Genomic DNA, 13,941 nt, shown 5'->3' with positions numbered 1-13,941 from the left:
TAAGCCCGCCCATTTTCCTTCGTTTACAAATCTTTATTTTCAAAGACGCTAATTCGTTGACAGTCAACGAGTTACAGGCGTCATTCCCGTAATTTCCCGAGACCGGAATCCTTGCATTTTCTATAATTGGAATCAAGTTGATCAAGAGACCGACGACATTTCTAGGAACAGCCGCCTTCGCCACGGCTGTTGTTGGCGCCATTGCCCTTGGCGTCTGGTTCCTGCATGCACTTTTGGAACGATTCCTATCAACTCCGCACACGGTCGCAGGCATTACGATTAGCCCTTACGGCCACCGCATGGACGACCTTCTGACCCATCACTTCGATTCCATTCGAGTTTCTTTTGATGGCCAAGACATTAAAGTTTCAAACCCGAATCTGGAAATCACCTTGCTCGGGGAACCCAAGGGAGTCAACCTGCAAATGGATTCGGCCATAGCCGTCATCCAGCTACCCAAAGAAAGCGCCCCGAAAAAGAAATCAAACGAAATTCCCCAATTCCCGGAGAAGTTAAAATTTCCAATCCCAGTCCAAGTCGACGTCAGAGAAGCACGAGTTACTCTCTCCGACGGCAAGAGTTGGCAAGCTAGCAACATTTCCGTAGAAAGCCGCGGCGAAAAGGCGGTAGCCCTCAAGGCAAACAGAATCAGTGGCGACTTCATTTCAAGTCCGGCAAAGTTGGATCTCAACGCCGACTTCAACAGCGACATGCTAAAGGTTTCCGGCAACGTCAAGACACAAAAAGACGCGATCGTCTTAAGCGTAGAAGCGCCCAAAAACAACTTGGGCCGCATCAAGACGAAAACGGACGTCACCATAGACAATCCCGAAGACTGGATTCCTGTAGAACTCCCCAAGGCGGTTCCCGAGCTCGGGAAAGTCAAGGTAAGCGCGAACGCAAGCTTCGACTTGCAAAAGAAACGCACGAACTACGAAGCGAATATCAAGACCCGCATCGGAGCCTTCTGGCCGTTGCTTGCCGAAAACGTGACCATTGATCTTTCTGGAGACATGAACAACATCGAAGCCGACGTATTGCTACAAAATGACGAAGGCGGAAGCATTCAGCTGAACGGCACCCTGGACAAAGAAATGAACGCCTTCTTTAGCGGGCGCGTCAGACACATGAGTGCCAAGTTCGGTCCCCAGATGATGCCTCTAGACATGGAAATCAAATCGGGCGAACTCTACGATAACGAGCTGACGGTTTCTGCAGAAACTCGCCAAGGCTCCCAAGTCGACGCCGTCATCAACTTCAAGGATTCTCTTTCGCTCACGTTTACCGGTGACATTTCGCCCTACGAACCTTGGGCTCTAGACTGGACTCAAGGCAACCTCACCCTAGGCGCCCGTTCTAAAGCCTACGGTTCCTTTGACGGACATTCCCTGAAAATCCTTGCCAAGATTAACTCCATCATCAACGCCTACCACATTGCCGCAGACTCGCTACAAGTGATGTTGGCGATCAACAAGAAAGGAATTGATTTCTCTAACGGCATCATTTACGCTCCTAAGGAAACCTTCGACTTCGATGGCGACGTAAAATGGAACGACCCGCACCCCCACACGTCTTGGAACGTGCGGCAACAGCATGGCGGACAAGCAAGCGCGTACGTACACATCGGAGACACCATCGCACTCGACGTCGAGGCGGACAAGGTGATCTTCGAGACAATTCCCTTCTCGGACATCAAGCTAGGCAGAAACATTCGCGGAAAGGTAAGCGGCGAATGGCACCACGACTTTGACAACCGGGTCGGAAAACTGGACGTTACCGTGGATGGCGGTTTGGACGCCTTCAACGTGAGCCTCGAGACATCCATTCGCGCAGACGAAGACACGCTCTTCGTAGACAACTTCAAAGCCATTCACAACAGGAACTCCGTTACGGCATCTACCGTCTTCATTTTGCCTAACGATTCCAACCCCAACTTCAAGCCGACCACCTTCTTGCCCGTTCAAGTTCTATTCGCCAACATTTCTTCTCACGAATTCAGCATACCGCTACTGCTAGAAGGCTTTAACGACAGCACGCTCACTTCTGGCATGCTGAATGGCGACCTGACGTACAGCCAAGGCAACAAGCTGATTGGTAACTTGAGTTTTGCAGACATTAACTTCCGAAAGATTCCGCCGGACCTGTTCAACATTCGCAAACTGAACATCTTTGCTGAAAACGACAAGATCGAGCTGAATTCTTACCTGGACATCGGTGGCGGTGGCTGGACCGGCAACACGCAGGTGATTATTGACAATGTCTTTAGCGACAAGCGACACGTGAGTTTCTCGCATGGTAGTGATAACGAAGGCACTCTCTGGGCCGAAGGCTTTATCGACAACGATTTCATCTTCAGTGGAACCGTGGACGCAAACGGCTCTTGGTTCATTCCGGGAACTGTCAGCGAAATCAAGAATACGGACTTGCACATCGATATTTCCGCTGAACTGCGCAAAGGCCTTACCGGTATTACCGCAGACCTTCGACTGGACTCCACTATTTACGAGCCTCCCAAGACCAAGGTGCAATTCCCCATCTACATGCGCGGCCATGTTGAAAACGGACTCCTGAACATTTACGAAGCAAGAACACGAAACGAAAACGACGAAGTCATCTCGGGTACATTGCAGTTTAACCTGGACAGCATGAAGCTGGATTCTATCAATGTCCATTCGGACCGTTACTCCATCAAGACAGAATCTCACTACCTTGTGCTTGAAGACATCAGCAGTACCATGACCGACAGCGAAGAAGATCTGCTAGTGACGGCAAACATTCCCAAAATTTCTTACAAGTTCAACAACTCCATTTACGGCGAGGCCGAAGCGATTGCCCGCGGTAACATCGGCTTCAAGATTCCGCACAGCCAAGAAGGCATCATCAAGAACAGCACCATTACAGGCGACATTTCCATCGACAAGATGGTATTCTACAGAGACTTGGATATCGATGTGACGCCGACGGCTCTTGACAAGTACCTAACCATGTTCAACAACTTTGTGGCCAAGCTACGCAAGAGCGGAGCCCAAGAAGAAAAGATTTCCGTATCGAGTCCCATCAACTTGGCCATGCATATCAGCGACTCCCAAAAAGACTCGATTGCCATCGTAACACCCTTTGCAACCTTCCCGTTAACCGTTGACATTTGGGTTCTCGGTAACACGGTGCGTCCGCTATTGCACGGCGACATCACCAATACCAACACCGGCTTTATCGGAGTCAAGGACATTTACGAATTCGAGCTGAACGCCTTCATGATTTCTTGGAACGTTGTTCCTTGGCAAAAGGGCGTGGTTGATGTTTCCAGTAGCCAGGAACTTCCCTACTGTTCAGAAACGAACGAAACAGAAAAAGAAACTTGCCCCATCAATCTTGACCTACAAGGAACTATTTCGAACCTACAAGCCGTTCCATCCTCGAACTGCGGCAACGAATCTTCTACCGCATCGATTTACTACAACATCTTGCTCGGCTGTATCGCAAACGACAACGGCGAAGAAACCGACTGGAACAAGTTGGCCGGCAAGGCTATCGGCAAAGTCATTTCGACGACGGCCAACAAGACCTTGGGTGGCGACTACATTGGCGACATCGACATGAAGGTGATGTTCTTCGAAAGCAACACCACCAGCGACAAAGACTCCAGTTACTTCAAGATACCGGTTTCGCTTGACCGCTGGGTCAAGAACTTGAGTTTGATCTTCGGCTATACGCAAGACCAGAGCGACAACCCGACTTACGACCAGTCTCTACAATTCGGTGTCAACTACACACTGCCTGTGTTCCAAGAAGACGAGTATTCTCACGAGAACCATCTATCGCCCACCTTGTACTTGAACGGCATGCTGAATTCCAAGCAGTACCTGACTAGTACCGGAGCCGGAAGCAACGACCGTTTGGAAAAGAACATCGGTATCAACTACGTGTATCGATTCTGGAACCCCTGTCTACTGGGTATTGGACGGTGCGAAGCCATAGAATCGCCCTCTAAGCAAAAGGAGGATTCAAAATGAGAAAAATCCTACTCCTTCTTTTAGCTCTCACATTCCTCTGCTTTGCCGAAGAAGATAAGCACCCTTGGTACCTCGACATCAGGGGCAACAAGGCATTCTCGAATTTCCAGCTAGAAGAACAGCTTGACATTCCCGAAGAATTCGGTAAAATGGACACCACCAAGCAAGACTTCATGATGCGTCTTTCGTTGGAAAACATCAAGGCGCTTTACTACTCTCGCAGTTACTACAGTCTCAACTTGACGATGGACATTCAACGCAACTACGTCGCTCAAGACAGTTGCATTCGCGGCTACTACATCACCATTCGCGACGGCGAACGTTACCGCTTTAGCGGAGCGAAGTTGATTGTCCCTGAAGACCGAAAAGTTGAAATTGACGAGACAAAGTTAAACATCGCGCAAGACCACCTTTACAACCAAGACGATATCGCCGAAGATATGGAAGACATCCAGAAGGCATACCGCCGCGAAGGATACTTGCATACCACGCTTTCTTCTATCGAAAAAATCGACACCACGCAAAAGAAGATTTATGTTGAAATCACCATTGATCCCGGTGCAAAAGTCATCATGGGCAACATGAATTCTTCAAGCCACCGCACCAAAGACAAGCGAAATCCAAATATCGTCATTTCTGAGACCGGCCTTACCGACACGGCATGGCTTTCAAGTCTGTGGCGAATTCCCGAAGGCGAAATCATTGACGGTAACCAGTACAACACCTTTAGAAACAAACTCTTCTCGACGCAGCTCTTTACGCAAATCAAGATGAGCGACTCCCTGAGAAGCGACGGTCTTTCGGACGTTTACCTGAATGTGACGGAGCGCGTTCCGGGCGAAACCCGCTATGGGTTCTTCTTCGAAGAAATTTACGGTTTTGGCGCACAGGCTTCTGCAAAGCACAAGAACTTCTTTGGAAGACTGCATGAATTTTCGACGAGCGCCCAAATCGCCCAGCACAAGCAAGAAGCATCTATTGGCTATGCAAATCCGCTCTTGTTCGGAACCTCGTTCAGTTTCATTCCGACGGCAATCCGTTTTGAAGACCGCCTTACGCTAAACCACGAAAAAATCAATCCGCCGGCATACCCCGACAGTTTGGAAGAACGTTACGAAGTGATTAACCGTGGCGACTTGACCTTCGGCCTTACCAAGAGAATTCGCTTCCGCAGTACGCTCGATACCCGATACGTGAACAAGAACGATTCAAGCCTCTTTAAGCTCAAGGGCGAAATTGCGCTGACATTCGACTACACCAACGATTACTTTAACCCCACGAGGGGCTTGCGCTTTGCACCGACATTTGGCACGGGCACCAACTGGAAGGCGGATATTCAAAACCTGACGATGGTGGGCGACCCGTACACCTACGGCGAAATGACGGTGAACCTTTACCATCCGCTCTTCTGGACTTTCAACGGGGCCGTTAGCGGAAGCGTCGGTAAATTCTTCGCCAAGGCAATCGAAGACGATGCCAGAATCTTCTACCAGGGCGGTACGCGTTCTGTTCGCGGCTACCGCTTCAGAAGTATTTTCGCAAGCAACGAGTCCACCGACGAAAACGGCGACAAGATTATCAATACGGGTCTGACTCCGCTCTACTACCGATTCAACGAAGAAATCCGCTGGACGTTCCCGTGGAAGTCTTGGCAGCGCTGGCAGATTGTGCAATTCTACGATTGGACTCTCGTGACCGACCATGAAAAAGATTTGTACGAAGAACGTGAAAGCGAAAGCCTTGGCGCCGGTGTGCGTTACCGTTGGCAGTTCCTGACCTTCCGTCTAGATTACGCGTTCAAGAAGGATTTGAGCAACTGGAATCCGGAAAAATTCGGCTGGGGCAGATTCGCCTTCGACCTGTCGCAGACGTTCTAGGCGCCGACCGTTTCGCGATAGACATTCGCGAGATTCGATGCGGAAGGCGTAACATTTGCTTTAATTCCAGCCGCAGCGAGAGCCGCGCGAATTTGCTCTAATGATGCGGCAGAGTCCACTTTGAACGACGCCGATTCGCCGGCAAGGTCGGCGACTCGCCCGCTCTTCAGGAGTTGGCCGCGGTCAATGATAGCATAATCCGTTGCCTCTTCTTCCATTTCAGCGAGAATATGCGAGCAAACGATAGCGGTACCGCCTTCGTCTTTGCGCCAGTCGGCAAGCAGGCTCCATACGGTTTCACGCGCCATCGGATCCAAGTTTGCGACCGGCTCGTCAAGAATCAAAAGCTTTGGCGACGGCGCCATGGCACGCAGCAGCTGCACCTTCTGGCGGTTACCGAGCGAAAGTTTACCCATGCGGGTTGCAGAATCCGGCAATTCCAACTTTTTCGCAAGAGTCGCGATGCGTTCACGGGCGGCAGATTCATTCCACTCGGGATTGCGCGCCGCGTAGAAGCCCACGAAATAGTCCACGTATTCCGCAATCGAAAGCTTCGGGTAAACACCCGGATTTTCAAGCAAGATTCCGCAGGCTTTTGCGTCGAGAAAACCATTCTTGCCGCGCAAACCGTCTGCAATTTCAAGCGAGCCCGAAAACTTCGCGAATCGCCCGCACAAGAGTCGCAAAAGCGTGGTCTTGCCCGCCCCATTCGGGCCCAGGAGCGCAAAGAAACTGCCTTCGGGAATTTCGAGATTCACCGAGGCAAGCGCCTTCACTGGAGCACCGGGGTAAGTAAACGAAACACCTTGGACCTTAATCGCAAACATAAGCGTAAATATAGAAAACGAAAAGCGGTCCGCAAACGCGAACCACTTTTCAATATCTTGCGCCAAAGGCGCCATTATTTTACTCAAAGGACCGAAAGTCCGCGCTCACGCCTCAAAGGGAGCGTAGCGACCGAGCTCATAGCCCAAGTAATTTTGCTCCGCAAAATTACTTGTACAGCGGGTGCTTCTTGCAGAGAGCCACGATTTCTTCGCGGATCTTGGCGAGAGCGGCATCGTCGTCCTTAGCCTTCACGCAGCGGTCGATGATGCGAGCCACTTCGCGGGAGTCTTCTTCATCGAAGCCACGAGTCGTGATAGCGGCAGTACCGAGACGGACACCGGACGGATCCATCGGCTTGCGCGGATCGAACGGAATCGTAGAACGGCTGCAGGAGATGCCGACCTTTTCCATAGCCACTTCGGCTTCCTTACCGGAAACGCCCTTAGAGGTCATGTCCACCACGATGAGGTGGTTGTCAGTGCCATCGCTAATGACCTTGTAGCCGAGCTTCTGCATTTCGGCGCACATAGCCTGAGCGTTCTTGATGACGTTCTTCGCGTAGGTCTGGAATTCCGGCTGCAGAGCTTCGAGGAATGCAACGGCCTTACCGGCGTTCACGTGGTCATGCGGACCACCCTGCATACCCGGGAACACGCCCTTGTCGATTTCCTTGGCCAAAGAAACTTCCTTGAGTTCGCCCTTCACCATCTTCTGGATGGTGCGGTCCTTGCACATGATGATAGCGGAACGCGGGCCACGGAGAGTCTTGTGGGTCGTGGTCGTCACGATGTCGAAGTACGGCACCGGAGATTCGATAGCCTTACCGGCAATGAGACCGGCAATGTGAGAAATGTCAGCCATGGTGAGCGCGCCCACTTCGTCGGCAATTTCCTTGAAGCGCTTCCAGTCGAGGTTGCGGCTGTAGGCAGAGAAACCGGCGAGAATCATCTTCGGCTTTTCGCGGAGAGCGATTTCGCGGACCTTGTCCATGTCGATGCGGCCCGTTTCCTTATCGACTTCGTACTGCACGAAGTTGTAGAGCATGCCGGAGAAGTTCACCGGATGGCCGTGAGAAAGGTGTCCACCGTGGTCGAGCTTGAGGCCGAGGACCTTGTCGCCCGGTTTGAGGACGGCGAAGTACACGGCAGCGTTGGCCGGAGAACCGGACAGCGGCTGGATGTTCACGTGGTCGCAACCAAAGAGCTTCTTGCAACGGTCGATGGCCAAAGCTTCCATCTTATCGATCACTTCGTTACCACCGTAGTAGCGCTTGCCAACGTAGCCTTCGCTGTACTTGTTGGTCAGCACGGAACCCATGGCTTCCATGACTGCCTTGGAGGTGTAGTTTTCAGAAGCGATAAGTTCGATGCCATATTCCTGGCGTTCGGCTTCTTCCTGGATGATGTTGTAGATTTCCGGATCGGTCTGTTGCAGTGTAGATTTGAGCATTTAGCTACTCCTTGATTTGTACGCGGGCAAATATAGAAATTTCTATATTATTCCTGCAATGCCTGTTATCTTGTTTATTCTCTTTTTTGTACCTCTTGCAGCTTTTGCGCAAGATACTCCCGGTGCATTCAAGATTGATTCTATTCAGTACAATATCGGTGACGCTTTTGACGATTCCAAGTACCACACGCAGTACGACAAGTGGGCGTACGACCTGCTAAACTGGATTCATATCGAAACCCGCGAATCGACTGTCCGTAAATTGCTCCTTTTTAGCGAAGGCGACGTAGTCACCGACCTCCAAATCCAAGAAGCCGAACGTTTCCTACGCACCCAGCGCTACCTTTCAGACGCAAGCATCAAGATTTCTAACGAAAATGGCAAGAATATCGCCACAGTCAATACCAGCGACAACTGGACACTCTCCGTTCCGACCACATTCGGTTTTTCCGGAAAAGAATACACCTACAGTAACCTGAACTGGGGTATCGGCGTTCAAGAAAGCAACTTCCTGGGCCTTGGGCAAAAGCTCGGATTCTACTTCGGACACGATGAATTCCGCGACATGTGGCAGGTGGAATATGGCGACCCGCACTTTCTGTTCCGCTACAACCATTTAGACTTTCTCTATAGCTACAATACCGACGGCTACCTCGCCTACGGAAAGATGTACATTCCGTTCCTCAGCAGAAGCCAGAACCAGTGGGCCTACACCATCGAAGGCTTAAAGAACAAGCGCAACGCCTTCTTCTATGGCAGCGGGAAACTCCCGCCAGGCGCCTCTGTTTACGACGCCCAACAGAGATACGGCGACAGCCCCATCTACAATCACAAGAAAGCCCTGCTGGACTCTTTCCCGCTGTATAACGGCAACGAACCCGTAAAGCTCATGGCTGTCAAGGACTTTATCGACGACTCGCTCAGCTTTAGAATCAGCCGCTCCTTCGGCGGAACCTACCGCAAGCTCTACGCGGGCGCCACCTACGACTACCACCGCACCACCGCAACCGAAGGCAAGCTTTACCGCTACTCCTTTACCGACGGCGACACCACCTATGCCATCGATTCCGCCACGGCAGTCAACGAATGGCTCCCCGAACAGAAAGATTCACGCCTCGGCATGTACCTGACGTTCTCGAACATCCGCTACGAAAAAATCAAGAACTTCCACAACGCCAAGTGGACCGAAGACATCGAAAAAGGCTACTCACTCAAGGCGCAGATTTCCAAGAACTACGAACAGCTGGGTGCCGCCGACAACGACATTCGCCTTGATTTCTGGGCCGACTTGATGCTTGGATTCTCCATGCACCACCTCACGCTCAAATCCGAGATGAACTTCTACCTGGATCACGGCGAACAGCACGACTACTACGGCAAGCTTTCAGGCGAATACATTTTCCACCCGAACGAAAGATTCTCGACCGCACTCACAGGCCTTGTAGACTTTTACGAAGACGCCCGCTACGGCAAGCAGCTAACCTTAGGCGGCGGAAACGGATTCGCCGGATTCCCCACCGGTTTCTACGCCGGACAAGCCCGCGTATTCGCAAACTTGGAACAGCGCTACTTCACGAACTTCGAAATCGCAACGCTCATGCCCGTGTTCGCGATCTTTGAAAGCGTAGGCGAAACCGCCTGGGACCTTTGGGATATCAACCGCAAGGACCTGGTCTACCTCATCGGTTTTGGCGTACGTTTTGCACAAACCAAGTCAATCAGCAGACTCGTCAACAAGGTAGATGTCAGCATCCCGCTGAACGGGGTTCGCAAGGCAGAACCGCACTACTCGATTATCACGACTTACAACCTGTAACCATTCCAGTTTGGAATATCCAAAAGTGTGATTTTTCGCAAAAAATCGCATTTTTTTTGAATAAACCTGTCTTTTCGGCCTATTTTTTCGTATTTTAAGGGTTATGAATTTCGTTTCTAAAATTTTAAGTATTGCAGCCATTGCAGCGGTTACGCCTTTTGCGCAGCTCGCTCCGGAACCCCAGATGGCCGATGTGAAGTTGATGCAGGATACCACCACTAACCAGCCCATGAAGATGGACTTTTCGAAGCCTCTTTCGGGCATTAGCGATCCGGGAATTCTGTTCAGCCAGTTTGCAAACAGACCTCTTTTGATCTATTACTTTAGCCCCAAGTGCCCGCACTGCCAACGCCACATTTCCGAAATCCAGAATCTGGTCAAGGAATATGAACCCAAGGGCCTGACCGGTATCGCAATCGGCCTCGGCGGCGGCATCAAGAAAAACGACATTCGCCTGTTTATCGACCAGTTCCACGTAGCGATTCCCGTATTCCAGGATAGCGACTACAAGTTCGGTCCCGCTTACGGAACCGGCTACATTCCCGTCGTTTATGTTGTCCAGAAGGACGGAACCTTCTACCGCTACGAAACTTTGAACGAAGCGAACATGAACCACATGCGCGCCACGCTCAACAAGATGTTTAAATAGCAAGTGAGCTCGCCACTACGTGGCTTTGAGTAATGAGCACGTGCCCCTAACCGGGGCACTTTTTAGTTTACTCACAAAACCTTATAAAGCAAGGCTCCCTCAAAGGGAGCCTCAGCGACCGACCTCATAGCCCCAAGCGTCCATAGGACGCGACCTCTAGAACATCTTGCGAGTATTCTTCTTGGCAGGGCCCTTACCACTGGCGCTCGGCTTGGGAGCCGTACTTGCGCCCTTGTTACTGAAGAGCGTAGCGTCGTCGGCAGACTTGGTCTTGACTTCGAAGTGATTACCGTCGCAGACTTCAGTCGGAGCGTAGCCCGCGGTATAGAGGCAGTAAGTCTTTTCGGAGCAGAATTCACCGGCAATCTTACCCGTATGGTTGCAGACGCCCTTGCTGACCACACCGCTCGGAACCGGGAACGGTTTACGCGGCAAGTCCTTATGGAGTTGCTTCATCACAGCCATCCAGACCGGCAAGGCATCTTCGGTACCCGTATGGCCTGCGCCCAAGGTACCCGGGCTGTCGGAACCGACCCACACGCCCATAGTGTATTGCTTGGTAAAGCCGATGTACCAGCAGTCCGTATAGTCGTTCGTGGTACCGGTCTTACCGCCACTCGGATGAGTAAAGCCGCTCGCCCACACGCGGGCTGCCGTACCGCGAATATTCACGTCCTTCAGCATGTCGACCATCAAGTAGGCCGATGCCGGGCGCAACACTTCGTGTTCAACCTTGGAATTCTTTTCGATGACTTCGCCGTTGCGGTCCACAATCGATTCGATCATGTACGGTTCGATTCGGTTACCGCCGTTCGGGAACACCGTATAGGCAGACGTCATTTCCATCAGCGTTGCACCCACGGAACCCAGAGCCAAGCTAGGCACGGCCATGAGCGGAGCACGCACAATGCCGAACTTGCGGGCGTAGTTGACCACGTTGTTGAGGCCGTACTTCATACCCGTCAGAATAGCCGGCAAGTTCTTGGAGCGGTAAAGGGCACGGCGGAGCGTCATCATACCTTCGAAGTCGTGTTCGAAGTTCGCCGGGCGCCAAACCTTGTTCTTGTCCTTGTCATCCGGGTCGGGAATGCTAACCGGCTGGTCGTTCACCGAGTCGCAGGGGCTTGCGCCGTTATCCATAGCCGTCGAATACACAATCGGCTTGAACGACGAGCCGGGCTGACGCAGGGACTGCACCGCACGGTTCCAGCGGGACTGGTTAAAGTCAGAACCACCCACCATGGCGCGGATTGCACCCGTTTCATTTTCGATCAAAATGGCGGCGATTTCAGGATGGTGATAAAGGATAGAGTCCGGGAAGCGGCGGTGCTTGGCATCGCGCTTCAAGTCGTCGGCCAGGTATTCCTTCTTGAAAATCGTATAGAGGCTGTCGAAGTGAGCCACCACGCTATCTTCGGGCATATTGAATTTCTTGGTCAAGAAAAGACGGCGCGTGGCGCGGTACTTCACGCGGCGGCGAACCTTTTCAACCTGCACGCGGGCGACGCTATCGGCATAGGCCTGAATATCCGGGTCAATCGTCGAGTTGATCGAAACACCGTCGGCATAGAGCGAATTTTCGCCATACTTCTTTTCCATATACTTACGGATTTCTTCGTAGAAGTACAGGCCCGATTCGTTGGAAGTTTCCTTTTCGGCAAGCGTAATGGGCGTCTTGATATATTCGTGGTATTCGTCATCATTAATGTAACCAGCATCGCGCATGGCATAAAGCACCGTATTGCGACGTTCCAGAGAAGCTTCGGGATGACGGTCCGGGCGGTAGGCTTCCGGGCGCTGCAACATACCGGCAAGCACGGCGAGTTCCGGAATCGTAAGGCTATCGAGCGGGCGACCGAAATAGAACTTACCTGCAGCCTGGAAACCATAGTTACCGCCAGCCAGGTAGACTTCATTCATGTAGAATTCAAGGATTTCTTCTTTCGTATAAGTCTGTTCGATACGGATAGCCGTCATCATTTCCTTGATCTTACGCGAAATCGTACGTTCCGGTGTCAAGAAAAGGAGCTTGGTCAGCTGCTGCGTCAAGGTAGAGGCACCGCGGAGCTTTTTGCCCGACATGGCGCTTTCCATGATTGCCGAAGGAATCGCCCACACGTTCATGCCCCAGTGGCTATAGAAAGCGCGGTCTTCGGTTGCCATCACAGCGTGAATTGCATTTTCGGGAATCGAGTCGAAGCTAGTCCATTCACGGCGTTCCACGAAATATTCGTGGGCGATCTTGCCGTTCATATCATAAATGTTGGTGACCAGTTTCGGGTTAATCTGTTCCAACTGCGAAAGGGACGGAAGTTCCGGCGAATAGTGGTTATACACTGCAATGACAGCGATGAAAGCTGCCAACACAGGAACCGCAAAAATAATCAGCCACTTGACCACCCTGCGGTCAGTAAACCAGCTCTTTAAAATGTTAAGAACCGAAAGTAATACGGGTTTGACTTTATCCATGGTCCAATACCGTTAAAAAATTTGGCCAAAAAGATAGTTATTTATAAGACAGACCTTTTTGTCATACAGTCTCCCAACCCCGCAAAAGCGGGGCAATTAGCCGACAAATCAAAAAATCTTAAAAAATTTTCAACAAAAACCCTTGACAGCACCACCACTTTAAACTATCTTTGGGCCATCAATCAAGCGGATGTAGCCCAACTGGATAGAGCGTTTGGCTACGAACCAAAAGGCTCCAGGTTCGAGTCCTGGCACCCGCAGAAAGAAAGGTCAACCAATAGGTTGACCTTTCTTGTTTTACGCCCCATTTCCGCAAACCGCAAAAACCGTTAAGATATTTTTTCAAAACCTGCAAACACGTGTTTGCACGCATCCACACCCACTAATTCTAAAATTGTCACCAAGAGAGTGATTTGGTAATCCACGTTTTTTTTTCGAGGTTGTTTGTGGAATACAAGGATCACATTCTCAGCGAAGCCATTCGGCTTGTTTTTGTGGAAAGTCGCCGACAACAGGGGCTCACCCAAAGCGGTCTTTCCATTCGGTCAAATATCACCCGGCAATTCATATCGCAAGTTGAAGTCGGAAAAAGACTTCCATCTATCAACACGCTTTGCGCTTTGGCGAATGCCTACAACAAATCCCTTTCGCAGCTATTTCACGAAGTAGACCGCTTTTATCCTCTTATCGAGAACAAGAAGCAACTCTTCAGGATTCCGCCAAATATAGCCGCAGAAACTAGGCGAAAATTGAGCGAATACATCAATAACGCCAAAAAACAAGCGGATTCAGCAACAGTCGCCCCCTCTGCTCCCCAAGAAAACACCGGGCAATAACTGC

Annotated in this window: 8 protein-coding genes and 1 tRNA gene; 6 read left to right on the top strand and 3 right to left on the bottom strand. The window is 51.1% G+C overall.

Annotated elements, in window-relative coordinates:
* Positions 1-137: 137 nt before the first annotated feature.
* Together BUA40_RS10685 and BUA40_RS10680 are read left to right on the top strand one after the other, a co-directional pair.
* A complete protein-coding gene (locus tag BUA40_RS10685; protein ID WP_072800729.1) occupies positions 138-4,013 on the top strand; it encodes a translocation/assembly module TamB domain-containing protein in 3,876 nt (1,291 codons plus the stop codon).
* Positions 4,010-5,890, top strand: a complete 1,881-nt coding sequence (locus BUA40_RS10680) for a BamA/TamA family outer membrane protein (RefSeq protein WP_255369286.1) — start codon at positions 4,010-4,012, stop codon at positions 5,888-5,890. Before BUA40_RS10685 ends, BUA40_RS10680 begins: the two co-directional genes overlap by 4 nt.
* Here BUA40_RS10680 and BUA40_RS10675 read toward each other — a convergent pair.
* Complete coding sequence (locus tag BUA40_RS10675; protein ID WP_072800792.1) at positions 5,887-6,717, bottom strand: ABC transporter ATP-binding protein; 831 nt, start codon at positions 6,715-6,717, stop codon at positions 5,887-5,889. The two genes, BUA40_RS10680 and BUA40_RS10675, sit on opposite strands and share 4 nt — an antisense overlap.
* A gap of 166 nt (positions 6,718-6,883) precedes the next feature.
* Entirely contained in the window at positions 6,884-8,167 is a 1,284-nt protein-coding gene (gene glyA, locus BUA40_RS10670; RefSeq protein ID WP_072800727.1) for a serine hydroxymethyltransferase, read from the bottom strand.
* A gap of 58 nt (positions 8,168-8,225) precedes the next feature.
* On the opposite strand from glyA, the gene BUA40_RS10665 reads away from it, so the two are divergent.
* A complete protein-coding gene (locus tag BUA40_RS10665) occupies positions 8,226-9,983 on the top strand; it encodes a BamA/TamA family outer membrane protein (protein ID WP_072800724.1) in 1,758 nt (585 codons plus the stop codon).
* Positions 9,984-10,086: 103 nt separating this feature from the next.
* Positions 10,087-10,632 carry a TlpA disulfide reductase family protein gene (locus BUA40_RS10660; protein WP_072800722.1) on the top strand — a complete coding sequence of 182 codons (546 nt, stop codon included), beginning with the start codon at positions 10,087-10,089 and terminating at the stop codon, positions 10,630-10,632.
* A 156-nt stretch (positions 10,633-10,788) separates the two neighbouring features.
* Here BUA40_RS10660 and BUA40_RS10655 read toward each other — a convergent pair whose 3' ends face one another.
* Positions 10,789-13,101 carry a penicillin-binding protein 1A gene (locus BUA40_RS10655; protein WP_072800720.1) on the bottom strand — a complete coding sequence of 771 codons (2,313 nt, stop codon included), beginning with the start codon at positions 13,099-13,101 and terminating at the stop codon, positions 10,789-10,791.
* 186 nt (positions 13,102-13,287) lie between these two features.
* Between BUA40_RS10655 and BUA40_RS10650 the strand changes: the two genes are divergently transcribed.
* Positions 13,288-13,361, top strand: a tRNA-Arg gene (locus tag BUA40_RS10650).
* Positions 13,362-13,547: 186 nt separating this feature from the next.
* The gene (locus tag BUA40_RS10645) at positions 13,548-13,937 is read left to right on the top strand and encodes a helix-turn-helix domain-containing protein (protein WP_178299618.1); all 390 of its coding nucleotides are present in this window, start codon (positions 13,548-13,550) and stop codon (positions 13,935-13,937) included.
* Positions 13,938-13,941: the final 4 nt, after the last annotated feature.

The organism is Fibrobacter sp. UWT2, assembly GCF_900142545.1.
In the GTDB taxonomy this organism is placed as follows: Bacteria; Fibrobacterota; Fibrobacteria; order Fibrobacterales; family Fibrobacteraceae; genus Fibrobacter.
Note: the sequence above shows the minus strand (reverse complement) of the source record. Positions and strands in the feature narration are given on the sequence as shown.